At 63.8% G+C, this 24,316-nt stretch carries 25 protein-coding genes; 11 read left to right on the top strand and 14 right to left on the bottom strand.

The window, feature by feature from the left end:
• Positions 1–75: 75 nt before the first annotated feature.
• Positions 76–555 (top strand): nuclear transport factor 2 family protein, encoded by a 480-nt coding sequence (locus F0P96_RS18040; protein ID WP_151080368.1) that lies wholly within the window; start codon positions 76–78, stop codon positions 553–555.
• 181 nt (positions 556–736) lie between these two features.
• On the opposite strand, the gene F0P96_RS18035 is transcribed toward F0P96_RS18040, so the two are convergent.
• From F0P96_RS18035 to F0P96_RS17995, 9 genes are all read right to left on the bottom strand, one after another.
• Positions 737–2,884, bottom strand: a complete 2,148-nt coding sequence (locus F0P96_RS18035) for a hypothetical protein (RefSeq protein WP_151080367.1) — start codon at positions 2,882–2,884, stop codon at positions 737–739.
• 109 nt (positions 2,885–2,993) lie between these two features.
• Positions 2,994–4,679: an ABC1 kinase family protein gene (locus F0P96_RS18030; RefSeq protein ID WP_151080365.1), complete on the bottom strand. Its 1,686-nt coding sequence runs from the start codon at positions 4,677–4,679 to the stop codon at positions 2,994–2,996.
• A 125-nt stretch (positions 4,680–4,804) separates the two neighbouring features.
• On the bottom strand, positions 4,805–5,338 hold the full coding sequence (locus F0P96_RS18025; protein ID WP_151080362.1) for a phasin family protein: 534 nt from the start codon (positions 5,336–5,338) through the stop codon (positions 4,805–4,807).
• A 184-nt stretch (positions 5,339–5,522) separates the two neighbouring features.
• Positions 5,523–6,530, bottom strand: a complete 1,008-nt coding sequence (locus F0P96_RS18020; protein ID WP_160619832.1) for an alpha/beta hydrolase fold domain-containing protein — start codon at positions 6,528–6,530, stop codon at positions 5,523–5,525.
• Between the two features lie 226 nt (positions 6,531–6,756).
• Positions 6,757–7,938, bottom strand: coding sequence for a lysophospholipid acyltransferase family protein (locus F0P96_RS18015; RefSeq protein ID WP_235917520.1), 1,182 nt, complete (start codon positions 7,936–7,938; stop codon positions 6,757–6,759).
• Positions 7,939–8,064: 126 nt separating this feature from the next.
• Positions 8,065–9,345, bottom strand: a complete 1,281-nt coding sequence (locus F0P96_RS18010; protein ID WP_160619830.1) for an aspartyl protease family protein — start codon at positions 9,343–9,345, stop codon at positions 8,065–8,067.
• A 79-nt stretch (positions 9,346–9,424) separates the two neighbouring features.
• On the bottom strand, positions 9,425–10,492 hold the full coding sequence (locus F0P96_RS18005; protein ID WP_151080353.1) for an o-succinylbenzoate synthase: 1,068 nt from the start codon (positions 10,490–10,492) through the stop codon (positions 9,425–9,427).
• Between the two features lie 96 nt (positions 10,493–10,588).
• Entirely contained in the window at positions 10,589–10,846 is a 258-nt protein-coding gene (locus F0P96_RS18000) for a hypothetical protein (protein WP_151080349.1), read from the bottom strand.
• Positions 10,847–10,933: 87 nt separating this feature from the next.
• On the bottom strand, positions 10,934–11,260 hold the full coding sequence (locus F0P96_RS17995) for a hypothetical protein (protein WP_151080346.1): 327 nt from the start codon (positions 11,258–11,260) through the stop codon (positions 10,934–10,936).
• Positions 11,261–11,531: 271 nt separating this feature from the next.
• Here F0P96_RS17995 and egtB point away from each other — a divergent pair, with 271 nt between their 5' ends.
• From egtB to F0P96_RS17970, 5 genes are all read left to right on the top strand, one after another.
• The gene (gene egtB / locus F0P96_RS17990) at positions 11,532–12,854 is read left to right on the top strand and encodes an ergothioneine biosynthesis protein EgtB (protein ID WP_167291237.1); all 1,323 of its coding nucleotides are present in this window, start codon (positions 11,532–11,534) and stop codon (positions 12,852–12,854) included.
• A gap of 51 nt (positions 12,855–12,905) precedes the next feature.
• Complete coding sequence (gene egtD / locus F0P96_RS17985) at positions 12,906–13,925, top strand: L-histidine N(alpha)-methyltransferase (RefSeq protein ID WP_151080343.1); 1,020 nt, start codon at positions 12,906–12,908, stop codon at positions 13,923–13,925.
• 166 nt (positions 13,926–14,091) lie between these two features.
• Positions 14,092–15,474: an MATE family efflux transporter gene (locus F0P96_RS17980; RefSeq protein ID WP_151080340.1), complete on the top strand. Its 1,383-nt coding sequence runs from the start codon at positions 14,092–14,094 to the stop codon at positions 15,472–15,474.
• 43 nt (positions 15,475–15,517) lie between these two features.
• Entirely contained in the window at positions 15,518–16,090 is a 573-nt protein-coding gene (locus F0P96_RS17975) for a DUF922 domain-containing protein (protein ID WP_151080338.1), read from the top strand.
• Between the two features lie 26 nt (positions 16,091–16,116).
• A complete protein-coding gene (locus F0P96_RS17970; protein WP_151080337.1) occupies positions 16,117–16,461 on the top strand; it encodes a tRNA-binding protein in 345 nt (114 codons plus the stop codon).
• A gap of 82 nt (positions 16,462–16,543) precedes the next feature.
• On the opposite strand, the gene F0P96_RS17965 is transcribed toward F0P96_RS17970, so the two are convergent.
• Positions 16,544–16,900 (bottom strand): DUF4296 domain-containing protein, encoded by a 357-nt coding sequence (locus F0P96_RS17965; RefSeq protein WP_151080335.1) that lies wholly within the window; start codon positions 16,898–16,900, stop codon positions 16,544–16,546.
• Positions 16,901–17,022: 122 nt separating this feature from the next.
• On the opposite strand from F0P96_RS17965, the gene F0P96_RS17960 reads away from it, so the two are divergent.
• The 5 genes from F0P96_RS17960 to F0P96_RS17940 all read left to right on the top strand — a co-directional run bounded on the left by F0P96_RS17960 (position 17,023) and on the right by F0P96_RS17940 (position 21,203).
• A complete protein-coding gene (locus tag F0P96_RS17960) occupies positions 17,023–17,937 on the top strand; it encodes a DUF58 domain-containing protein (RefSeq protein WP_151080333.1) in 915 nt (304 codons plus the stop codon).
• Complete coding sequence (locus F0P96_RS17955; RefSeq protein WP_151080331.1) at positions 17,937–18,908, top strand: hypothetical protein; 972 nt, start codon at positions 17,937–17,939, stop codon at positions 18,906–18,908. Before F0P96_RS17960 ends, F0P96_RS17955 begins: the two co-directional genes overlap by 1 nt.
• 53 nt (positions 18,909–18,961) lie before the next feature.
• Positions 18,962–20,011, top strand: coding sequence for a VWA domain-containing protein (locus F0P96_RS17950; RefSeq protein ID WP_167291236.1), 1,050 nt, complete (start codon positions 18,962–18,964; stop codon positions 20,009–20,011).
• A 79-nt stretch (positions 20,012–20,090) separates the two neighbouring features.
• Positions 20,091–20,768, top strand: coding sequence for a YggS family pyridoxal phosphate-dependent enzyme (locus F0P96_RS17945; protein WP_151080330.1), 678 nt, complete (start codon positions 20,091–20,093; stop codon positions 20,766–20,768).
• A 54-nt stretch (positions 20,769–20,822) separates the two neighbouring features.
• Entirely contained in the window at positions 20,823–21,203 is a 381-nt protein-coding gene (locus F0P96_RS17940; RefSeq protein ID WP_151080328.1) for a DUF423 domain-containing protein, read from the top strand.
• An 86-nt stretch (positions 21,204–21,289) separates the two neighbouring features.
• On the opposite strand, the gene F0P96_RS17935 is transcribed toward F0P96_RS17940, so the two are convergent.
• The 4 genes from F0P96_RS17935 to F0P96_RS17920 all read right to left on the bottom strand — a co-directional run bounded on the left by F0P96_RS17935 (position 21,290) and on the right by F0P96_RS17920 (position 24,286).
• Positions 21,290–21,802 carry a DUF1573 domain-containing protein gene (locus tag F0P96_RS17935; protein ID WP_151080326.1) on the bottom strand — a complete coding sequence of 171 codons (513 nt, stop codon included), beginning with the start codon at positions 21,800–21,802 and terminating at the stop codon, positions 21,290–21,292.
• A 111-nt stretch (positions 21,803–21,913) separates the two neighbouring features.
• Entirely contained in the window at positions 21,914–22,186 is a 273-nt protein-coding gene (locus F0P96_RS17930) for a hypothetical protein (RefSeq protein WP_151080324.1), read from the bottom strand.
• 42 nt (positions 22,187–22,228) lie between these two features.
• Positions 22,229–23,686 (bottom strand): ATP-dependent DNA helicase, encoded by a 1,458-nt coding sequence (locus F0P96_RS17925; RefSeq protein WP_151080322.1) that lies wholly within the window; start codon positions 23,684–23,686, stop codon positions 22,229–22,231.
• Positions 23,687–23,830: 144 nt separating this feature from the next.
• On the bottom strand, positions 23,831–24,286 hold the full coding sequence (locus F0P96_RS17920) for a PaaI family thioesterase (RefSeq protein ID WP_151080320.1): 456 nt from the start codon (positions 24,284–24,286) through the stop codon (positions 23,831–23,833).
• Between the last annotated feature and the right edge of the window lie 30 nt (positions 24,287–24,316).

The raw sequence follows: 24,316 nt of genomic DNA, 5'->3' as shown, positions 1-24,316 counted from the left end.
TATTTATTTAAGCCCTGTCGCGGCGAGGCGCCCCTCACCTGGGCACGGGCAAGCACCTTCTAACCCCAGCCCGCCATGAAAATCTCCCTCCTCACGCTCGCCTGCAGCCTCGTTGCTTCGGTAGCGGTGGCGCAGCAACCTGCGGCCTCGGCCGCCGGAGCCGACAAAACCAAGGCGGCCCTCATTCAGCTCGACCGGGATTGGGTGGCGGCCGACATGCGCAACGACGTCGAGTTTGTGAAGCAGAACGTAGCCGACGACTGTCTGTTTACCGAGGCCGACGGCAAAGTGTACACCAAAGCCGAGCTGCTCAAGGAAATGGCCGCTGGCACCGACAAAACCACCTCCAACCAGCCCTCGGAATACAACGTGCGCCTCTACGGACCCGACATGGCGGTATTGCGGCACAACACCACCTACGCCGGCACCTCAGCCGGCAAAGACGTGAGCGGGGAATTCCGGCGCATGCACGTGTTTGTGCGCCGCAACGGCCGCTGGGTAGTGGTGGATAGCCAGTCGGTGCGCGTCGGCCCCGTGACGATGGCCACGAAGTAGTTGCCCGTTGCCCGTTGCCAGTTGCCAGTTGCCAGTAAAAAGAACGTCATCCTGAGCAGCGCGAAGGACCTTCTCACGTCTGAACAAGTCGTTGGTACGACTATCTTTCAAACGTGAGAAGGTCCTTCGCGTTGCTCAGGATGACAATTCCCGCAACTCGTACCTGGCAACCGGCAACTGATTACAGCCGCACCCCAATGCCCGGCCCAAACATGAAAAACGGCTTGCCAAGCGTCATCAGGTAGCCGCCGCCGAGGTAGAGCGGGAAAGTGAGCTTGGCGTCGCGGCGGGTGGGGTATACCGAACCGAGGATGACCACGCCCAAGTCGCGGCGCACGTTGTTGCTGGCACTCAGGTTGAAGGCGTTCAGGGCCACGAAGCCCGCCCCGATTTTGTAGGGCCGCAGGCGGTTGATTTTTTCGGGGTGGTAGAAGCTGAACTGCGCCAGCGTGGCCAGCGAAATGCCCCCGAAATCGGTGTAGCTCGACTCGCCGGCGCGCTTGGTGAGCAGGCCGCCGGGAAAGCTCACGTCGATGTCGAACTTGTACTTGCGCTGCAGCACCAGCTCCACGGTCTGGGTGAAGGCAGGGTCGGCGTATTGCCCGGCCTGGTGCTTCACCGTCACCAGAATGCGGCTCCACTCGTCCAGGTCGTAGGTTTTGCGGGAAAGCAGGCTGTTGAGGCTGATGGGGTCGGTGCGGCAGGCTTTGTCCTGGTAGAAGGCGGCACGCGGCGAGTTGTCGCCGGGGCAGATGACCACGTTGTCGACGTTGCGGATTTCCACCAGCTCGCCCTTGGCGTTGAGCGTGCGAATCTCGAAGCTCAGGAACTGCTTGCCGTAGAACTGCTTGTCGGTGTCGATGCCGTTGGGGTTAAACTGGAATACCACGTCGCGAATGGTGCGCGGGTAGAGCACCGGCCCGCCCAGGCGCGTGATGGGCCGGGCGGCGTCGCCGTAGGTCACGGTCACAAAATCGAGCGGGTGCGGGCGCTGAAACTCGCGCACGCTCAGAGCAAAGCCCGTCGACTGGCCCGCGTTCAGAATGGCGCTGCGGCGCTTGTCGAACGTGACGGGCACCTGCACGCGCAGCACCACTCGCGTGTCGGTCCGCACCGACGAATCGGAGGGAATAACGCGCAGGTCTTCCAGGTGAAACCGCGCTTTCTGCAGCGCCTCGCCCTCAATGCGCACGTCCACGGTTTCGCCGGGGCTCACGTTGGTCGAGCTGGTCCAGTCGCCGCCGCGGTGCAGCACCTGCACGCCCGAAATGGTGGTCTTGGGCGTGATGTCGAGGTTGGTGACGTAGCGGGCCTGGTCCTGGTCTTTGATGTAGAGGTAGCCCTCGGTCTGGCGGTGGGTGTTGTAGGGGCGCAGGTAGCACAGCACCCGGTCGTTGGTCAGGTACTGGCGCGTAAACAGCTCGGCAATGAGCGCGCCGCCGGGCTCTTCCTGGTCTTCGAGGCGGTAGGTGCGGCGCAGCTCAAACGAGCGGCCGTTGTCGAGCACCAGTTCCACGCCGCGGCGCCGGCTTTGCTCGTCCAGCGTTACCGTGCGCTTGTCGGGACTCAGGAACCGCAGGCGGCTGGCCTTCACCGTCAGTTCCTGCTTCAGCGGGGGCAGCTGGTAGCTGAGCTTGCCGCCCGGCAGCAGCGTGGGCCGCTCGGCCAGCAGCTTCACCGTGAGCGTGCGGCGCCCGAGCTGGTTGGGCAGCACGTGCAGGCGCAGCGTGCCGTTCTGCTCGCTGGTCAGGCGGTAGTCGAAATCGGCCCCGCGCACCCACTCGCCGGTGGCGCGCACGTTGCGCGGGTTCGAGCTGTTGATTTCAAAAACCTTCTCTTCCCCCACGTACAGCTCCTCGTCGGCGGCGCGCAGGCCCACCGAGGTGCGCGACACGGGCAGCAGCGGCACCACGTCGCGCTGCGGCTCTTGGCCGGCAGCGGCGGCGGGCTGCTCCACCACCAGGCGCACAAACTGCGAGCTGGTAAGGTCCTTGAATTTGAGCCGCGTGCGGTAGGTACCGTCGGCTTCGCGGGTGAGCGAGTCGAGCTGCTGGTAGTCGGCGGAGCGCAGCAACCGCAAAGGCTTTTCGCCGACGGTTTTTTCAGGCGTGAGGCGCAGCTCCACCGTCTCGTCGTCGCGCCGAAACCAGAAGAACAGGGTTGGTTCGCCCTGCAGCACCACCGTGTGGCGGCTGAGCTGGTAGGTGGCCGTGTCGGTGCGCAGCGCCACGTCGCGCAGCAGCGGCACCTGGGCCTGGGCAGTAAAGGGGAGAAAAAGCAACACGCTGGCTACCGCCGCCAGCCCTCGAAACGCAACAGAAACACGCACAGTGCAGAACCCAAACGCCGGCCCGGTTTTCCGAGCCAGCCGATGAGGCAGCAAAGTTCAGCCCCCGGCGCCGGAGCTGCAACTTAAATTTCCCGGAATTGGCCCGCTGCTACGGCCGTTCCCGCCGAATGGTGAGGATAAACAACACCATCAGCCAGAAGCCGGTGGCCCCCAGCCCCCACCACGTTACGCCCGGCAAACCGTGGTAGTAGGGCATCTGCCCGGCCGGGTAGCGCCCCAGCAGCGTGAGGCCCGAAAACAGCAGAAACGCCACCGCCAGCATGGTAATAATGCCCCGCGACACCAGCCGCTCGGCCGTGCGCAGCAGCGGCGCGTAGCCGCCCAGCTGCGCCTGCACGCGTAGGTCGCCCTTCGAGAGCTTGCGCACAATCTGGCGCAAATCGGTGGGCAGGGTGTAGAACAAGGCCAGCAGCTGCTGCCCGGTGTGCTGCAACTCGGTCGTCACGTTGTTGACGGAGTACTGCTCCAGCACCAGCCGCCGCCCGTAGGGCCGCACAAACTCGAAGGTGTTGAAGGCCGGATGCAGCACCTTCCCAATGCCCTCCAGAATGACCAAAGCGCGCAAAATCAGGAACACCGAGCCCGGCACCTGCAGCTTGAATTTGTAGATAACGCCCTGCAGCCGCTCGGCCAGGGCGCTCATACTCATTTCCTTCACGTCGAGGCCCGCGAAATCGTCGATGAGCTGCTGCAGCTCGGCCTCGAACGCGCGCATGTCCTGAATATCCGAGGTCAGGGCCAGGCGACGGAAGTTCAGGGCCATGCCGCGTGCGTCCTGCTGGCCCATGCTGATGAACACACCCGCAAACGCGTACTTCTGCTGCTTGGTGAGGCGCCCCACCATGCCGAAGTCGATGAGCACGATGGTGCCGTCGGGTCGCACGAGCACGTTGCCGGGGTGCGGGTCGGCGTGGAAAATCCCGAACTCGAAAATCTGGGTCAGGTAGATATCCATCCCCGTTTCGGCCACAATGGCCGGATCGAGTTTCCAGCGCAGCAGCTGCTCCTTGTCGGTAATCTTGCAGCCGCTCACAAACTCGATGATAAGCACCTTGCTGGTGCTCATCTCGCGGTACGGCCGGGGCACGTAAAACGTCTGGTAGTCGGCATAGAGCTTGCGAAACTGCTCCATAGCCCGGGCCTCCGAGCTGTAGTCCAGCTCCTGCATCATGCTCCGCTCGAAGGCCTCCACAATGTCCTGCGGGTTGCCCAGGCCGTGCTTGCGCAGGTAGCCGCCGGTCAGCTTCACCAGTTCGCGCAGCAAGGCTAGGTCGGTGGTAATCTTCTCGCGGGCCGTGGGCCGCTGCACCTTCACCACCACATCGGTGCCGTCGAGCAGGCGGGCCTTGTGCACCTGCCCGATGGAAGCCGAGCCCAGCGGCTCGTCGTCGAACTCGCTGAACACCTCGGCCAGCGGCTGCCCAATTTCGGCTTCGATGATGCGCTTGGCTTCGTCGGAAGGAAACGGCGGCACGTTGCTTTGCAGCTTCTCAAACTCGGCCACCAGCTCGGCGGGCAGCAAATCGGCGCGGTTGCTGAGCACCTGCGCCAGCTTGATGAACGTGGGCCCCAACTCTTCAATCACCATGCGCACCCGCTCCCAGCGCGACATCTCAAACACGGGCTGGTCGCCGTGCTGCCAGGTCTGGCGGCGGCGGTCGGGCACCAGCCGGCGCAGGGCCGTGCTCGTTACCGCGTCCTCAAAGCCGTAGCGCAGCAGCACCTCCACCACTTGGCGGATGCGCCCCAGGTTGGTCATCGTGTTTTTGAACATTGCGGCCAAAGTCGGAAAAAATCAGGCGTGGCGCACGGCGCGCACGAAACGCCCCGCGCCCACCGGCAACAGAAAACCCCGCCGACGAATCCGCCAGCGGGGTTGTATCAACCGAAGAGCTGAGACTACGCGTTGCTGGCCGACGAGCCGCCTTCCGACGCACCAGCCGCAGCCGGTTTCTTGCCCGAAGCCGCGCCGCCTTTGCTGCCGGCCGCCGATTTCTTGGCCGCCGTAGAAGCGGCGCCAGCTGCTTTGGCCGCAGCCTTGGGCGCTGCCGCTGCCTTACCCGCCGCCGACGAGCTGCTGCCCGACGAAGCCTTTTTGGTGCCGCCCGTGCTGCTGGTCGCCGTTTTCGAGGCCGCAGCCGACGAAGACGATTTGCTGCCGCCGCGCACGGCCTTCTTCAGCTCAGCCACGTCCGAGTCGGACGCCACGCCCATGCCCTTCATCACGCGCTTGGCAATGCTGCTGAGCTGCGTTTCAAACTCCTTGCGCTTGGTGTCGGTGTTTTTCATGAGTTCACTCATGATTTTTTCGCCTTCCGACTGCGAGAGTTTGTTCTCCTTCACCAGCTGGTTGATGGTGTCCTGCACACGGTCGTTGGTGCGCGAAACAAAGCCCACGCCGGCGTAGATGAACTTTTTAAAGAGGTCTTCCATGAGCTTGAAGAAAGTTGAGAGTGAGAGGTACGCGGCAAAACCAGCCGGGCCGCCCGGCAAGCGCAAATATAGTATGCATGCCGAACATTCGACACAAACCTACGAAAAGGTATATATACGTGGGCAGCTGACGGCCAATTTTTTGCAGAAAATATTTTGAAGCGAACTGTAGCCGCGGATGGAGCTAAGAACGAGCCCGCACAGTTGCCCGAACTGCAGTCGTGGTTGCGGCTTTGCGGTTCCGGCGCGCCGCATTCACCAACGCCTGGGCTTCGGCCTGTGCTTGCCACACGCCTTGCACAAAGCCGGCTGCTTGCGCCAGCGCGGCCTTGGCTTCGGGCACGGTGCGCCAAAACAGGTGCCACCAATGCACCAAGCCCTCGAAGGTTTGCACCGTAACGGGCACGCCGGCCGCACGGGCTTTGGCGGCCAGGCGCAGCGTGTCGTGGTAGAGCAGCTCCGCGTCGGAAACTTGCAAGAGCAGCGGCGGCAGGTCGTGCAGCTCGGCCAGCAAGGGCGAAAGCAGCGGGTTGTGCAGGGGGGTGTCGCCGGCGTACTGGCGGCCCCAGGCCCGGATTTCGAGGGCTTCCAGCAGCTTGGCTTCGTCGGGCAGGGTGGTGCTGGCGTAGGCCTCGATGGCCGGAATAGTGAGGTCGGTCCAGGGCGAAAGGCAGAGGGCAGCGGCGGGCAGTGGCGCTTTTTTGTCGCGCAGGTGCAGCAGCAAGGCCAGCACCAAGCCGCCACCGGCCGAGTCGCCGGCCAGCATAATGTCTTGCGGGCAGTAGCCTTGGTCGAGCAACCAGTACCAGGCCGCTAGGGCGTCGTCGAGGGCAGCGGGAAACGGGTGCTCGGGCGCTTTGCGGTAGTCGGCGGAGAGGGCGCGCAGGCCGCAGTGCTGCGCCAGCGCCCCGATGAAGCCGCGGTGGGTGTTCAAGGAGCCCATGACGTAGGCCCCGCCGTGCAGGTACAGCAGCACCCGCTGCTGGTTGGCGCCTTTCGGCTCAATCCATTCGGCCACGAGGCCTTCGTCGGCAGGCACGCGCTCGAAATGCACGTTCCAGGGCATGAATTGCAACAAGGTGCTCAGCTCCAGCCCCAGGCGCAGCGAGTTGAGCGTAGGCCGGCGACGGGCAATGGGGCCGGCCGCGGCCGTAAGCAGGGTTTTGACCAGCTGGTGCTGAAACGAGGGCATGGGGAAACAGGCGGGAGCGGAGAAAAGGCACGGCATGGGACCGGCCAGCGGGGCAGCAGGCAAGCCATCAGGCTGCGCGTCAGGCACGTACTACCTAAACGCAGGCGCGGGCTACAGGGTTGATAAGATAGGAATTTCCGGCGGCGTTTGGGCTTTTCGGGTAGGCGGGCGTGTCGTTCGGCATTGGGCCAAAGCACGATTTGCGCCGCGCAGTGCCTTGCCAGAGCTATTGGCCGGGCAGCTTCTCCCCTATCTGGTTTTTGTGGTAGCCGCGAATGGCAATGGGCACCCAGCCAAGCAGCGGAATGAAAAAACTGATGACGAACGGATTACGCCAGATGAGCTTCAGCGTGGTGCCCAAGCCAGTGAGCTTAAGTGGCAGGCCGCGCCCGCCTTTTTTCGTGTACAACCGGTCGAACTCGTGAAACATGAGGGGCCAGAACGCGGGCAGGAAAAACGGGAAGTAGCGGAGGTTCTCCTTGATACGCTGCCACAGCTCCCCAGCGCGGTAGGGCTGCTGTCCGTACTTGGCCACGGCGGCATCGAGGTCTTCCTGAAACTGCACGCGCACCTGCTCTGACAGGGCCGCGTATTCTTCGCGTGAAATCTGGTCGTGGGGCTTGTCGGTGAGGTCGGAGGGGCGGATGCGGCGGCCGAGCACAAAGGTGAGTTTGGCCGGAAAAGCCATGTAAAACAGCCACGGCTGCAGCAGAATAGGAATCAGCAGCCAGGTGATGGGGATGAAAGGAATGCCGATTTTCTTGCTCTGCCGGTTGAGCCAGTCCCAGCTGTAAGCGTGCGGGTTGAGGTATTCGCCGTTGACGGTGGAAAAGAACACCAGGTCGGTGCGGTGCTGTAGACCCAGGCGAATCATGCTGGTGGCCAGGCGCTGCAGGCGGTACTTGTTGTTGAACCCCTTGCCAATGCCCGGTACACCCTCGGGGTACAGCATCAGGTTGTGGTCGTTGTAGTACATCATCGTCTCGAAATTGAGCGTGGTGGCGTCTACACAACCGCAGCGCTTCCAGAAGTTGCGCAGCACAAAGGGATTCATGAGGGCCGACTGCGACAGCAGCGGCGCCGATAACGGCCGGGGCAGGTCCTGCGGGTTGGGCAGGCGCCGGTACATGTGCGAGAGGGCCACCATGGCATCCCAGGGGAAAGCCATGCCCGAGTGATTGGAACAGAAAATGAGGGGCCGCTCGGGGTTGTTGCGCTGCGGAAAGTTCTCGGTAAACCCCACCAGTTCGGAGCGAAACCACACCCGCTCCAGCAATTGCAGCACGTTCTCGTCGAGGGCGCGCACGTACTCCTCGTCGAAATGGTCGGAGTAGATGTGCTGATTGGCCAGAATGGCCGCCGGCGGGGGCGGCAAGGGCGGCGCAGTGGAGGAAGAAGCCAGAGACATGGAGAAACGCGGCAGTGCAAAACGGACTTGACAGCCCGTTACGGGTCGGTTTCTAAGGTATGGGTTTTGCGCAGATTCGCTGTGCGGGAGGCGTAGTCGCACGTTAAGCCTTGCTCTGCGGCCGGTTTAGATCTGCCTTTTCAGGGTCAGGCGCGTGGCAATCATTTCGCCGTTGCGCCGCACCAGCAAAAACAGCTGGCGCCCATCGGCCGAGTGCAGCATGCGGCTGATCTGACTCAAGGTCATATTGCCCACGGGCATGAGGTTGATGGAAAGGATTTCGTCGTTGGGCTGCAGGTTGGCCTGTGCGGCCGGCGACCCGGCCTCTACCCGGTGCACCACGTAGTTGCGGAAGTTGGTGCCGGTGGCCAGCAAGTCGAGCCCGCACATGTCGTGCTCGAACGGGTCGCGAAACTGGGCGTTGGGCCGCAGCAGCAGCGCGTTGTGCGGGTAGTCGATGATGATGTGAAAGCGCTTGAGCAGTTCGAAGCCCAAGTTGCCGTTGCGCGGCACCGACACGCGGGCCCGCACCGAGGCGTTATCGGGAAACGAGGTGAGCAATGCGCTGAGCTGGTAACGCCCCAGGCGCAGGCTCTGTACCCGCCCCAGGTAGCCGTGCACGTCGCCGCTGAGGCCGCGCCCGAGGTGGGTGCGCAGGCGTTGGTCGGGCAGCTTGATGCGGGCATCGGAGCCGGTTTCCAGCGACAGCGCATGGCCGGCGCCGGTATCCAGAACCAGCTTCAGGGGCACTTCCGTCGAATCGGAAAGGCGGGCCTGGGTTTCCACGTAGGCTTTCTCGCCTTCGATGATGATGGGCAAATGGGCCCACTTCTGGCCCGTGGGGGCTTTAAACTTATCGGGGCGGCGAAAAATCAACTGGCGCGACTCGGGCTCGATTTCGACCACAAAATGGCGAAAAACGTCGCCGCCCAAAATGCCGTGAATGGGCATGCCCACGTAGGCCGACAGGTCGAATACATCGTTGGAGAGCAGCAGCATCGGCAGCGCAGCCGCTGCAATACGGCCCTCCGCCAGTTCCACCCGCACACTGTCGCTCTGGAAGGCCACTACCGGAGCTTCTTCACCCACGCCCGCCACCAAATATTGCTGCCCGATGCGCAACCCCAGGGAGTCGCGCAAGGTGGGGTCGGTGATGATGGACGTGCCCACCCCGGTATCAAGCATGAAGTTGTAGGGCCCGTAGCCGTTGAGGCGAGCCTGGATTACGACCAAGTTGCGCTCCAGCTGAAACGAGGTGCGCACGGAATTGCGCCAAGCCGGCTTGAACTGAAAGAGGGCCTGCGCATACCCGGCTTCGGCCGTGAACAGCAGCACCAGCACGGTCCAGATAAGCCGCTGCCAGGCATGGTTGGCGCACAGACATCGGAACAAGGCGAGCGGGGCCATAGCAGGCAGGCGAACAAGGCAAGAATTAGCGGAATAAGATACTAAAAGTATTGGCGGTTTCCGCTTTTTCGCCCGGTTTTCACAATTCCCAAGGCAAGGCCGGGCGGTAATGCAGGGCCCCATCCGCCACTTGCAGTGGCGAGGCCACGTTGTTGTGGTAGAGCTGCCCCGTACCCAAACCCTGGGCCATGCCGAGCAGGTCGTACTGGGCCGTGAACTGGCTGATGGCATTCAGGCCAACGTTGGATTCGAGGGCCGAGGTAATCCACCAACCGATACCGCGCGCCGCCGCCAGCTCTATCCAGTGCCGGGTAGCGGCCAAACCGCCGAGCAGCGTGGGCTTAAGGACCACGTAGGCCGGTTGCGTGGCATCCAACAACGCCGCTTGCTGGCGCGGGTCGGTCACGCCAATCAGCTCTTCATCCAGGGCAATGGGCACGGGCGAGGTGCGGCAGAGCGCGGCCAACGCCTCGGGCTGCCCGGCTCGAATGGGCTGCTCGATGGAATGCAGGGCGTACCGGGCGAGACGCGCCAGTTTCTCGGGTGCCTCGGCCGGGGCGAAAGCGCCGTTGGCATCTACCCGCAGCACCAGCTCGGCGGGGCTGGCCACGCGCCGGATGTGGTCGAGCAGCGCGCATTCGGTGGCAAAATCGAGCCCGCCGATTTTCATTTTCAGGCAGCTAAAGCCTTCCGCTAGCTTTTTCTGGATCTGCTCGCCCATAAATACTGCGTCGCCCATCCACACCAGGCCGTTGATGGGAATGCCCGCCTCGCCGCGGCTGAATGCGTTGTCGAACAGCTGGTGCCGCCCACCGCCGGCCCAGTCAAGCAGCGCGGTTTCGAGGCCGAAGCGCAGGGCGGGCCATTCCGGCTCCACCCAGTCGGCGGGGTTCACGGCGGTGGCATCCGTCAGCTGGGCGGCCGAAAAATCGGCACACAGCCGCTGCAAACGCGTCTCGAAGCCGGGGTGGTAGTCGGGGCTGAGCCCGGCAAGCGGCGCGGCTTCGCCCACAGCTTGCTGGTCGGGATATGCCGGGTCAGTCAGGTGCAAGTACCAGGCCACGTGCTCGGTAAGGGCGCCGCGCGAGGTGCGGGCCGGGAAGTTGAACTGCAGGGCGCGGCGGGAATAGTGCAGGCGAAGTGGCATCGGCGGCGAATACGGTGGGCGTAAAAATAGCGCCGCCGGGCGGGCCGCTCAATCAAGGGCGGCCCGCCCGGCGGCGGCTTCAGAAAATGTACTCAACTAGTCGGTTACCGGGCCGGTAGTGGCTTCGGGGTTGCGCCCCAGCGGCGAGGACTCGGCTTGGGCGCTGTTGGTGGCTTGGGCCTCGATGGCAGGCACGATGGGTTGCTGGCCCTGGGCTTGCTGCTCGCGCTGCAGGGCATCGAGCAGCGAATCGTCGGTTTGGGTCGACATGCCGCTGCTGCTTTGGCTGCCGGGCCGCGTCATGGCCTGGAAGTCTTCTTGTTGCTCGGCACCGTTTGCTGGTTGCTCAGCCATAATGGGAACGTTTACGGACAGAAGATAGCGGCTGCGCCGCCGCTCCGTTTTGGAGCATTGATGCATACGCCAAAAGCTCGGCCGGCGTTATCGGGCGTCGCCAGTGCGGCCCTGGCCCGACTTGCTGCCCTGCCGCTCGCTGCCTTTGTCGGAGGGCGGCGTCATGCCGGTGCCGCGGCTCATGCGGGGGTTTGCGGGGTCGTGCATGTTGTCGGCGTGGTGCCCGTCGCCTTCGCCGTGGGGGCGGCTGGCCTGGCCCGAGAGGCCGCTACGCACCGACCGGTCGCCGTCGATGGAGCCGGCTTGCTGGGCCTGCGCCGACGATTGATTGCTTTGGCTCTGGCCGCTGGCGTTTTGGTTTTGCGCTGCTTTCGGGTCGCTTTGGCTGCGTTGACCCTGCTGTTTGTTTGCCATGATCTAGGGAGAAAAAAGTGGAACAACCGCCCCAGGCCCACGCCACTTGAAGCTCATCTATAAGCAGTTGCGCAGCCCCAGGACGTGTTTCAGTACGCCGCACCGAGCGGCAGGTTGAGTTTTTAATCCGGCTTGCGCACTTTTTTCGTCTCCGATAACAATCTTCTCCGGTAAACATTTAGGTAGTGGCGCCGAGCATAAAGTCCCGCTCATACCGGCTTTTGTTTGCGCAGATACGTAGTTTTCCCACCGTTCCGCCTTCCTTGCCGCCATGCTCGATTTCGCCCCTGCCCCTGCCCCTGCCCTAACCACAGCCCCGGCTGCCTCGCGAGCTGCCCGCTACGCCGCCGTGCGCCGCCAAACGGCCGACATCTGCCGGCCGCTGCTGCCCGAAGACACCGTGGTGCAGCCCGTCATCGACGTGAGCCCGCCGAAGTGGCACCTGGCGCACACCACGTGGTTTTTCGAGACGTTTTTGCTGCGGGAGCACCTGCCCGGCTACCGCGTGTTTCACGAGCAGTACGCGTTCCTGTTCAACTCCTACTACAACTCGCTGGGCAGCCGCGTGAACCGTGCCGACCGCGGCACCCTCTCGCGCCCGCCACTGGCCGATGTGTACGCCTACCGCGCCTACGTCGACGAGCACATGCAACGCCTGCTCGCTTCTTCCGACGGCGACCCGGCCGTGCCGTTTGCCGACGTGTTTGAGCTGGGCCTGCAGCACGAGCAGCAGCACCAAGAATTGCTGGTCACCGATATCAAGTACATTCTGAGCACCAACCCGCTGGCGCCTGCATATTGGCCGGAAACACCCGCCGAACCAAGCACGACGGCCGCCGCACCGGCCGCGTGGCTGCCCGTGCCGGGTCAGTTAGGTACCATCGGCTACCAGCCCGCGGCCGGCGACCCAACCGGCTTCTGCTTCGACAACGAACTGCCCGCCCACCGCGCTTACGTCGACAATTTTCAGCTGCAGAACCGCCTCGTGACCAACGGCGAGTACCTGGAATTTGTGCGCGCCGGTGGCTACCAGGACTTCCGCTACTGGCTGGGCGAAGGCTGGGATTTGGTGCAAAGCCAGCAGTGGCAGGCGCCGCTGTACTGGGTGGAGCGCGACGGCCGCTGGCTGCGCTACACCCACCACGGCTTGCAGCCGCTGAATCTGGCCGCGCCCGTCACGCACGTGAGTTTTTACGAAGCCGACGCCTACGCCCACTGGACTGGGGCGCGTCTGCCCACCGAGGCCGAATGGGAACTGGCGGCCCGGCATTTTGCCCCCGCTACCGCCGCTGGCAACTTCCTCGAAAGCCAGCGGTTCGACCCCGTGCCGCTGCCCGCCGACGCGGCGCCCGACCAGTGCCACCAGCTGCTCGGCGACTGTTGGGAGTGGACGTACTCGGCGTACCACCCCTACCCCGGCTACCAGAAGGCGGCCGGCGCCCTGGGCGAGTACAACGGCAAGTTCATGGTCAACCAGCTGGTGCTGCGCGGCGGCTCGTGCGCTACGCCCGCCAGCCATATCCGGGTTAGCTACCGCAACTTCTTCCACGCCGACAAACGCTGGCAGTTCACCGGCATCCGTTTGGCGAAGTAAGACTGCAGGCGCACCGGCTGCCGGTCTTGTTCACACGCTTTTTCTGCCCCAATGCCCTCCTCTCCCGCTATTTCACCTACGTTCGCCGCCTTGCCCACTTCCCCCGCAACCACACCCGATACCCAGGCCCTACAGGAGCACGTGCGCAGCGGTCTTACGCGCACGCCCAAAACCCTCTCGTCGATGTATTTCTACGACGAGGTGGGCAGCCGCCTGTTTCAGCAGATTATGCAGCTGCCGGAATACTACCCCACCCGCACCGAGTTCGGGCTGATGACGGAGCACCGCCACGCCATTGCGGCGGCCCTCATGCCCGCCAATGGGGTTCCCCTACACTTGCTGGAGCTGGGTGCCGGCGACGGCCTGAAGACGAAGATTCTGCTGCGTGAACTGCTGAGCCAGCAGGCTAATTTCACGTACGCGCCCGTCGATATTTCGCCCTCGGCCCTCGATGAGCTGCGCCAGAGCCTCGAACAGGAGCTGCCGGAACTGCGCGTGCAGCCCCTCACGGCCGAATATACCGCCGCCCTGCCCACCTTGCGTGAGCAGCCGGGTCGCAAAGCAGTGCTGTTTTTGGGCTCCAACATCGGTAACTTCCTGCCCGCCGACCGCTTGCAGTTCCTGCGGCAGCTGGCCCAGCCCCTGGCCCCCGACGACCGGCTGTTCGTGGGCTTCGACTTGCGCAAAGACCCGCGCGTCATTCAGGCCGCTTACGACGACGCGCAGGGCGTGACGGCAGCTTTCAACCTGAATCTGCTCCACCGCCTCAACCGCGAGTTAGGGGCCGATTTTCAGGTGGACCAGTGGCAGCATTTTGCCCAGTACAACCCGCTCGACGGCGCCATGCGCTCCTTCCTCGTCAGCCGCCGGGCCCAGCAGGTGCACGTAGCCGCCCTGGGTCAGTCGTTTGCCTTCGAGGCCTGGGAAGCCATTCACACCGAAAATTCCTACAAGTTCACGCTGCCGCAAATAGAGGCGCTGGCAGCCGAGGCTGGCCTGCAGGTGCTCGAGGTGTTTACCGACGAGCAAGCCTGGTTTGCCGACGTGCTGCTGGCGCCGGTTGGCAAGTAGTAGACCTGGAGCAATGTTGTGGCCCTGAGTAGCGCTAAGGGCCCTTTCGCGCGTAAATGAGTCGTTCCGCATGATGGTCTATGGGCAAGGGCAAGCTGCCTTTCCCCCGGGCATCATGCGGTACGGCTCAGTTCCGCCCACCGACATCCGGTACCTTTGCGGCCCCATGGCACTTTCCTCCCTTCGTCCGCACGTTCGCCCCACCCTTTTGCTGGCCTATCCGGTCGTGCTGAGCCAGCTCGGGCACATTCTGGTAAGCGTGTGCGACAGTGTGATGGTGGGCCAAACGGGCACGGTGCCGCTGGCGGCCGTGTCGCTGGGCGTAAGCATCACCACGGTGGTAATGATGCTGGGCCTGGGTTTGTCGATGGGCATTACGCCGCTGGTAGCCGCCGCCGACGGGCAGGGTAACACCAAGCATTTGGGGGAATTGCTGACGAACGGCGTGGTGCTGTGCGCGGTGGCTGGGGTACTGCTGGCTGGTTTAGGCTGGCTGATTGCCCCGTTGCTGCGCCACCTCGACCAACCCGCAGCGGTGGTGCAGCTGGCGCTGCCGTGGGCACGGGTGGTGTTTCTGTCGCTCATTCCCCTGATGGTATTTCAGGGGTTCAAGCAGTTTGCCGAAGGCCTGGGCCTTACGCGCCAGGCCATGCAGCTGTCGGTGCTGGCCAACGTGCTCAACGCCGTGCTCTGCTACGTGCTCATTTTTGGGAATTTCGGGGCGCTGCGGCTCGGCATGATGGGCGCCGCCTGGGCCACGTTGGTAGCCCGTACCCTCATGGCCATCCTCATGGCGGCCTACGTGCTGCGGGCGCCGCGCCTGGCCGTCTACCGTGCAGCAGCAGGGCACTGGCTGCGTCCGGTGGGCGCAGTGCAACGCCGCTTGCTGGGCCTGGGCCTGCCCATTGGCGTGCAAATGATATTCGAAGTCGGGGCCTTTGGCTTCTCGGCCATCATGGTTGGCTGGATTGGGGCCACGGCCCAGGCGGCCCACCAAATTGCCATCAACGTGGCCTCGGTTACATACATGGCGGCCAGCGGCATTGGGGCGGCGGCTACCATTCGGGTGGGCAACCTGCTGGGCCTCGGCGACCGGGCCGGCGCGCGCCACGCCGGCTACACGGCCTACCTGCTCACCTTCGCGTTCATGAGCACCATGGCCCTGCTGCTGATTGCAGGCCGCGCCTGGGTGCCGCAGTTCTACAACCACGACCCCGCCGTGGCCGCCCAGGCCGTTACGCTGCTGCTCATTGCGGCGCTGTTTCAAGTGTCCGATGGCCTGCAGGTGGTGGGGCTGGGCGCTTTGCGCGGCTTGCACGACGTAAAAATCCCCTCGGTGGTCGCGCTGCTGGCGTACTGGGCGGCGGCCTTGCCGCTGGGGTATTTTCTGGGTTTTGTACTCGGCTGGGGCGCCACAGGCGTTTGGATCGGGCTGTTGGTGGGCTTGTCGTTGGTGGCGGGGCTGCTGCTCTACCGCTTTGGGCGCCTGAGCACTACGTCGGTAGCACCGGCCCGGTCCGTGAACGAACCGGCCGGTATTCTGCGTTAGCCCAACAACTTTACGGCTTGGTAAACCGCTTTTTCTCGTTGCTATGCAATCGTTGCTGCTGATTTTCTTGCTGCCGCTGCTCACGGCCGTGCAGCCGCCCCAAACCACGCCAGCCACCAAAGCCGAGCCCGAGCTGCTGGTGTGGTCGGCGCGGCGGCCCCTCACTTGGGCCGACTTCAAGGCCAAGCCCGCCGCCGGCGACCCGCTGCACGCCCTCACCACGGCCAACATCGGTGCCAAGGTGGGCTGCCAGGATTTCGTGTTTTCCTCCACCGTGCAGGCCACGTTCACGCCGTCGCAGTCGTGGGTAAAAGCGCCCCAAACGGCTTCGGCAGCCCTGCTGCGCCACGAGCAAACCCACTTCGACCTCACCGAAGTATATGCCCGGCGCATGCGTCAGCGGCTGAAGGCCACCACGTTTGACTGCGAGCATCTGCAGCCGGCGTTCAACAACCTCATGAAGCTCACCATTTCGGAGTGGCAGCGCGAGCAGCAGCGCTACGACGTGGAAAGCAACCACGGCCTGAACCAGGTGCAGCAGTTGGCCTGGGAGAAGAAAGTGCAGACCCGTTTGGGCGAATTGCAGGCGTTTGCCCTGGCCGAACCCGCCGACTAAACCGCCCGGCCGCCTACCTTGCGGCCATGTCTACCACCCCGCTTTCCTGGGCCGAGTTCGAGCGCGTTGAGGTGCGCGTCGGCACCATCCTGGAGGCCCGCCCGTTCCCCGAGGCCCGCAAGCCGGCCTACCAGTTGCTCATCGACTTTGGCCCCGAAATCGGTCAGCGCAAGTCCAGTGCCCAAATAACCGACCTCTACACGCCCGATTCGCTGCTGGGCCGGCAGGTGCTGTGCGTGGTCAATTTTCCGCCGAAACAAATTGGGCCGTTCCGCTCCGAAGTCCTCGTGACCGGCGCCCCCGATGCCGAGGGCCGCATTGTGCTGGCCACGTTGTCGGCGCCGGTGCCCAACGGCAGTCGGCTGGCGTGAAAACGCCGGCGGTGCCGCGGCAATGACGCTCCGACACCGCCGCTGTATATCCAATCTTGGGGGGGGCGAAACGGCAGCCGAGCTACTTATTCTGCAGTCGGAATTCGCGCTGTTCGAGGCTGTCGATAACCACCTTGTAGAGCTCTTCGAGGTCTTTGTCGTGAATGGCGTAGTACTCGTAGCTGGCCCGGAACACCTCGGGGCTGACTTCCTGCCGCCAGTACAGCTCCTGTAGTTGTTGATCGAACAGAGCCGTGGCAGAGTCCTGCATCAAGTTGGCTGCTCCCACGCGCGACTCCAGCAAGTGCACGTCAATCAACATGCTCACCATCTTGTCGCGGGGCAGCAGGTTGGCGGGCGGTGTGGGGTCTTCGGGGCGGCCGCACTGGCTAAACAGGCCCAGCAGCACGAGCAGAAACGCAAACAGCGGAGTTTTCACCCCGCAAAGGTAATACCTTGGCCGTCGGCTGCCCGAATTGAGAGCAGCGGCGCAGCTGTTTTGCCCCGAAAACCGACCCGATGGGGCCTGGTCAGGCCGGCCCGCGTATTTTAGCTTTTCCGATGAACGCCCCCGCCCCCGAAACGTCGCTGCAACAGCTGATTCGCCGCCTGCGGCAGCTGGAAATCCGCATCCGCAAGGTGGTCGACGCGCAGCTGCAGGGCGACTTTCACTCCGTGTTCAAAGGCACTGGTTTGGAGTTCGACGACGTGCGCCTCTACCAGTACGGCGACGAAGTGCGGGCCATCGACTGGGCAGTATCGGCCAAAGGACACGGCACGTTCGTAAAAACCTACAAGGAGGAGCGCGAACAGTCGGTGCTGCTGCTGCTCGACGTGAGCCGCTCGCAGCTGGTGGGCGCCGAAGGCCACCGCAAGCTCGACGTGGCCCGCGACATTTGCGGCATTCTGGCCTTGTCGGCGGCCCGGCAGGATGCGCAGCTGGGCGTGCTGGCGTTTTCCGACCAGAAAGAGCTGTACCTGCCGCCGGGCAAAGGCATCCGGCACGCCTACGCCCTCATCAAGTCGGTTTTTGGCTTACAGCCGACCAGCGCGGGCACCAATGTGGCGGCGGGTATTCGGCAGGCGTTGGCCCTGCTCAAGCGCCGCACGCTGGTGCTGCTGCTTTCCGATTTTATCGACGTCGATTTTGAGCGGGAGCTGACCATGCTGGCCCGCAAGCACGACTTGGTGGTGGTGCAGCTGCTCGACCAGCGCGAGCGGGAATTTCCGCCGTTGGGCATTGTGCCGCTGCGCGACCAGGAAACCGGCCGCACGGTGTGGGTCAATACCTCCTCGAAGGCCTGGCGGGCCCGCTACCGCCTCACCTACGAGCAAAACCGGGACCGAATCGGGCAGATTTGCCGCCGCCAGAAAACCGCCTTCCTTTCCATTTCGACCGATACCGATTACGTGCCTCAGCTCGTGAACCTGTTTCGGCTCCGCAACCGCCGCGGCCCCGCCCGGTCCAGCTCCTGATGCCGCGCCTGCTGCTTCACGTTGGGCTGGTGTTGAGTCTGGGACTGAGCGGCGGATGGGCTGCGCGGGCGGCCACCGCCGTGCCCGACACGCTGCCTCACGGCCGGTTCCTGCGGCCGGCTGTGCGCATCGGTGAGCTGATTGACTACGAGCTGGTGTACCGGCACAATCCGGCACTGAACGTCGTTTTCCCCGATTCCACGGCCGATTTCAAACCGTTTGAGTACGTGAAGCGGCGCTACTGGCCCACCCTCACACGCCAGGGCGTCAGCCTCGACCGTTGCCGGTACACGCTGCGCACCTTCGCTCTCGACTCGACGCTGCAACTCGGCTTGCCCATTACGCTGCTGCGCGGGCAGGATACGCTGCTGCTGCGCACCCCGCCGGCGCTGGTACGGGTGCAGTTTTCCGCTCCTGCCCTGCCCCCGGGCGCCGATTTGCCGCCGCTGCGCCAGAACACCACCCCGCTGCCCGTGCCGCCGCGCTTTAACTACCCGTATTGGTTGGCGGCGGCGGCGCTGCTGCTGGTGGTAGCCGCTATCGGCTGGTGGAGCTTCGGGCGCCGCCTCAGCCGCCGGTTTCAGCTCTACAAGCTGCGGCGCAACCACGTGTACTTTCTGGCCCAGTACGCCCGCCACCTGGAGCGCTACGAGCTGAGCCGGTCGTTGGCCAACATGGAGCGGGCCATTACGCTCTGGAAAAACTACCTCACCCGGCTCGAAGAAAACGCCCTGAATACGCTCACCACGAAGGAAATTGTGGCGCACTACGAAAACGACCCCGACGTGCGCACCGCCCTGCAGCTCTCCGACCGCGTGATTTACGGCAACCAGCTCCCCGACGAAGTAGCCGACCAGACCGACCAGGCCCTGGAGCTGCTGCGCCGCTTTGCTGACCGCCGCTACGCCAGCGTGGCCGCTGCCTTCCTGCACCGCCCGGCCGAGGCCTCACCGGTCAACGCCCGCCCGTAAGGCTGCTGGGCGCGGCTCCGTACCTTTGGCTGCGTTTTTCCGCATTGCCGCCCATGCAGCAGCTTTGGCACCAGTTTTTGGCTCCTCTCTTCGACGGCCTGCGTTACTCCACGCTGGCCGGCTACGAGTGGGCGCACCCGCGGGTACTGCTGCTGTTGCCGGCCGTACCACTGCTGTTTCTGCTGCGCGAAGCCCTGGCCCAGCGTTGGCGCGGCAAGCTGGCCGTGGCCTTTGTGCGGGGCCAGGTACGCGGCCACTGGAGTGCTCTGCTGCGTTTCATCCCTGACTTGGTTCTAGCCCTAAGCTTGGCTTTCGGCATTTTGGCCCTGGCCCGGCCGCAGCGCACCGACGAACGTATTGAGCAGAGTGGCTTGGGCATCGACATCGTGCTGGCGGTCGACGTATCGGCCTCGATGGAGCTGGGCGACCTGCTGCCCAACCGCCTCGAAGCGGCCAAGCGCGTGGCCCGCGACTTCGTGCGCGGCCGCCGCGGCGACCGGATCGGGCTGGTGGCGTTTGCGGGCGAAGCCTACTCGGTGCTGCCCCTGACCACCGACTACGAGCTGCTCGACGACGAGCTGAGCAACCTGCGCCTGGGCATGGTACCCGCCGACGGCACCGCCATCGGCACAGCGCTGGGCGTGGCCACCAACCGCCTGCGCGACTCGCCCGGTCGTTCCCACGTGTGCATCCTGCTTTCCGACGGCGAAAACACGGCCGGCAACCTCGCCCCGCTCACCGCCGCGCAGCTGGCCCATGCCTTCGGCCTGAAGCTCTACACCATTGGTCTGGGCCGCGACGGCACCGTGCCTTACGGCAAAGACGAGCTGGGTCGCCCGCGCTTCGTGGAAACCCAGCTCGACGAAACCACCATGCGCCAGCTCGCCGCGGCCGCCGAGGGTCAGTTTTTCCGCGCCACCGACGCCCGCGCCCTGCAGCGCATCTTCCAGCGCATCGACCGGCTCGAAAAGTCTGAAGTTCGCCAGACGCGCTACCGCAACACCCACGACTACTACCGCTACTACTTGTACTGGGCCTTGGCCATGTGGCTGCTGTGGCTGGGGCTGAAAAACACGTTCCTTACCAACGCGCTGGAGGACTAGTTTAGCAGTTACTCCAAGTCCTACTCTGCTTGCATTTCGCTGGCAGCTTTCTCTTTTCCGTTTCTCTAGCCTCCCCGATATGTCCATTGCAACCACCCTCAGCCACTTTCACCAAGAACTAGCGGGCACCAACTGCCGGTTGGTAGCGGTGTCCAAAACGCACCCGGTGGAGCTGATTCGGGAGGCGTATGAGGCGGGGCAGCGCCTGTTCGGCGAAAACCGCGTGCAGGAACTAGCCGCCAAGCAGCCTGAGTTGCCGGCCGATATTGAGTGGCACCTCATCGGGCACTTGCAGACCAACAAGGTCAAGTACATTGCTCCCTTCGTGCACACCATTCAGAGCATCGACAGCCTGAAGCTGCTGCTGGAAATTGAGAGGCAAGCGGCCCGGCACAACCGCGTCGTCAACGGGCTGCTGCAGTTTCACATCGGGCAAGAAGCCACCAAAACCGGCCTCGATTTCGCCGAAGCCGAAACCCTGCTGGAAACGCTCCGCCAACAGCCGCTCCCGCACGTGCGCCTGACCGGTGTGATGGGCGTGGCCACCAACACCGACGACGAAGCCCAGCTGCGGCAGGAGTTTCGTGAGTTGCGCGGCTACTTCGAGCAGCTGCGCCAGCGGTTTTTCGCCGACGATGCTGGCTTCCGCGAAATTTCCATGGGCATGAGCAGCGACTACCACCTCGCCATCGAAGAAGGCAGCACGTTGATTCGCGTGGGAAGCGCCATTTTCGGCAGCCGGCCCTACCCCGTCTAGCCCCGGCCCACCGGCCTTCGTACCTTTGCCCCGTCCTTTCCCACCCGATTCCCAATGACTGCTCGCCTTATTCTGCTGATTGCCGCCGTACTGGGCGCCCTGGGCGTTTCGCTCGGCGCTTTCGGCGCCCACGCCCTGCACGATTTCCTAGCTAAAGCCGGCCGCCTCGATACGTTTGAAACCGCCGTGCGCTACCAGTTCTACCACACCCTGGCCTTGCTGGCCCTCGGCATTCTGCGCCTGGTGCGGCCCGACCTGCCTTCGTTGGGCACTATCGGCTGGCTCTGGCTGGCGGGCATTGTGCTGTTCAGCGGCTCGCTCTACGGCTTGTGCTTCACATCGCAGCGCTGGTTTGGGCCCATCACGCCCTTGGGCGGGCTGTGCTTTATCATCGGCTGGGTGATGCTGGCCGTGGCCGTGGTGCGCATGGCGTAGCAAACGGCAACTCCCGAACGCAAAACCGCCCGGCTGGAAGCTCCAGCCGGGCGGTTTTTTGTGGGGTGGCACCTCTGCAAAGAAGCTTACGACTTCTTGGCTTTGGCTTTTACCTTGACGTCGCCGTCTTTGGCTTTCACTTTGTCGGCAGCCACCGGGGCCAGATCAGCCGCCGTAGCGGTAGCAGGGTCCAGCACTTCGCCCACCAGCGACACGGTGGTGTTGCCACCCACGGCATTCGACTCGATGGTCAGCACCTTGTTCTGCATGCCCATTTTGCCGGCCGAGTTGAATTTGGCCGAGATGGTGCCGGATTTGCCGGGCATCACGGGCTCCTTCGTCCAGTCGGGGGTGGTGCAGCCGCAGCTCACGCCGATGTTGCTGATGACCAGCGGCGCCGTGCCGGTGTTCTTGAACTTGAACACGTGCTCTACGATGTCGTTCTGCTTGATCTTGCCGAAATCGTACTTCATTTCGGTGAACGAAATCACCGGACCGTTGGCCTTTTCTTTCGCGTTGGCGGGCTGAACAGCCGTTTGGGCTTGGGCAGCCATGCCAGTCAGCGCGAGCGACAGCGCCAGGACGAGTGCTTTTTTCATGGTATGAGTGGGATTAGAGACGTTGAGGGTCAACAAATTTAAGGGTTTTGCACCGCTAGCCAAGAATCGGACCAAGCAAGTGAAGGCTGCATGAACGACGGGGTTTCGGCGTCAAAAAATACGCACCATTTTGGGTTTGCGGTGCTTGCGGGCGTAGCGCTGCGGGTCGGGGCAGTGCTCGTAGGCCGCGCGGTCTTGCCGCGACATGGTGGGGGCGTGCGGTGCGGCTACCTGCGGCACGTTGCGCCAGGTGCTGGGCGCGGCAGGCAGCGTCACCGCCGCGGGTGGCTTCGTGTGTTTCCGGGCGCTGAGCTGGGCGGCGGCCGGCGCTACAGCTCCAATCAAAAGCCACCCCAGCAGCAGGGCAGCGCCTACGTTTCGCATGCAAAATCAGCTCGTATTTCCCACCGCAACACCGGCGCGGGCTTAATCATTCACCGGTTCGTCGTCGAGTAGCTTGGCGTTGAAATTCAGCAGGAACAGCTTTTCGGAGGCGCGGGTAACAGCCGTGTAGAGCCAGCGGGCAAACTCGGCGTTGATCATGTCTTCCTTCAGAAAGCCGTGGTCGACGAAGACGGCGGGCCACTGGCCGCCCTGGGCCTTGTGGCAGGTGAGGGCGTAGGCAAACTTCACCTGCAGGGCGTTCAGGTACGGGTCTTGGCGTAGGGCCTGGGCCTTTTCCTTTTTGGTGGGTAGGTGGGCATAATCGGCCTGCACGGCTTCGTAGAGGGCCTTGTTGTTGGCGGCCGGGAAGGCTGGGCTTTCGGTGTGCAGTGTATCGAGCAGCAGGCGCGCTTCCAGCTCGGGCTCGTCGGGGTAGTCGACGAGGCGCAGGCGGGCGTCGGCGAAGCGGCAGCCGAACTCCTCGATGCGGCGCACGATTTTGGTGACTTCCACGAAGTCGCCGTTGGCTAGGAAGCCGGCTTCCGATTCGGGCGGCAGCCAGGTGTAGTTGTTGCGCACCACCATCAGGTAGTCGCCAGCCTCAATCTCGTCTTCGGCCTCAAAAATGACGCGCCGGATGAGCTGGTTGTACTGGTTGGCGTTCTTGTTGGAGCGGCAGATGATGGTGGTATTCTCGTGGCCGAAGTGCTTGTAGGCCCAGCGCAGGCCGTCTTCGAGCTTGTCGCCGCCCATCTTGTAGATGTCGGGGTAGCCCTTGGTCACGAACTTGATATCGGGCATGGCCTGGGGCGTGCCTTCGGGGGCTTCCTGGGCCGCGCTCAGCTCTTCGCGCAGCACGGTGGCGTTCATCAGAATGCCGGAGGCTTCGGCCTGACGCATGACCTGGCGCAGCTCCACCATGCTCACGTGGCAGCGGTAGGAACTGGCCATGACGCCGGGGTCGAGGGCGGGGCTGATGCTCTGGCCTACGGGCGGCAGCTGGGCCGTGTCGCCGACGAGCAGCAGGCGGTTGGTGGTTTTCTCGAACACGTAGCCGAGCAGGTCGTCGAGCAGGGCGCTTTCGCCGAACGACTTCTCGTTGGTTATCATCGAGGCCTCGTCGACGATGAAGATGGTTTCGCCGGCGCGGTTGGGCTGGCGGGTGAAGGCCATGTTGCTGCTTTCGGAGCCGCCGGCCTTGCGGTAGATGCGCTTGTGAATGGTGCTGGCCGGCACGCCCGCGTACTGCGCCATGACTTTAGCGGCGCGGCCGGTGGGGGCCATCAGCACGTATTTGCGGCCCATCTTATCGAGCCATTTCACCAGGGCGCTGACGACGGTGGTTTTGCCGGTGCCGGCGTAGCCGCGCAGCATGAACACCTTGCGGCCGGGCAATTGGTCTTTCAGAAACCCATCGAGCTGCCCGAAGAGGGTGGACTGGTCCTCGGTGGGGTCGAAGGGGAAATAGTTGCGAACAGAAGGTATGCGGGTGGTAAGCATAGTAGGCGCAGGAAAATCATCTGTCATCCTGAGCGCAGCGAAGGACCTTCTGCCCGCTAAACCAGTCGTTGCTACGGCCATCGTTCTTCGGGGACAAGGTCCTTCGGCTGCGCCTCAGGATGACAGCCAAATGTATAGAAACCATTACTGCGGCTCTATCACGGCCATGGTGGCGGTGGCTTTGGCAATCAACAATCCGTCCTCGGGATTGGCTCCCCCAAAGGCGCGGACTTCGGCTTCGCAGAAGTGCAGGCGGCGGCCGGCTTTGAGCACCCAGCCGGTGGCCACAAGCTTGGTGCCGAGGCCGGGGTGCAGGTAGCTGGTTTTCAGCTCCACGGTCACCATGCCGTGGTCATCGGGGACGAGGGTGACGGCAGCAAAACCGGCCACGAGGTCGGCCATGGTGGCTACGAGGCCGCCGTGGGCGAAGCCGCGCTGCTGCTGGTGGCGTTGCTCCAGGTTGAGTTCGGCCTGCACGCGGCCGGGCTCGATGGTGGTGAGGTCGGCGCCGATGAGGTGCATGAAGTGCTGGCGCTGCAGCTTGCGGCGGATGCGACTGGTGAGGTCGGCGGCGGATTCGGTGGCGGGAACAAGTGACATTGGAACAAAGGTACCCCTTGCGAGTCGGGC

Source organism: Hymenobacter busanensis (genome assembly GCF_008727865.1).
GTDB classification, from domain to species: Bacteria; Bacteroidota; Bacteroidia; order Cytophagales; family Hymenobacteraceae; genus Solirubrum; species Solirubrum busanense.
Note: the sequence above shows the minus strand (reverse complement) of the source record. Positions and strands in the feature narration are given on the sequence as shown.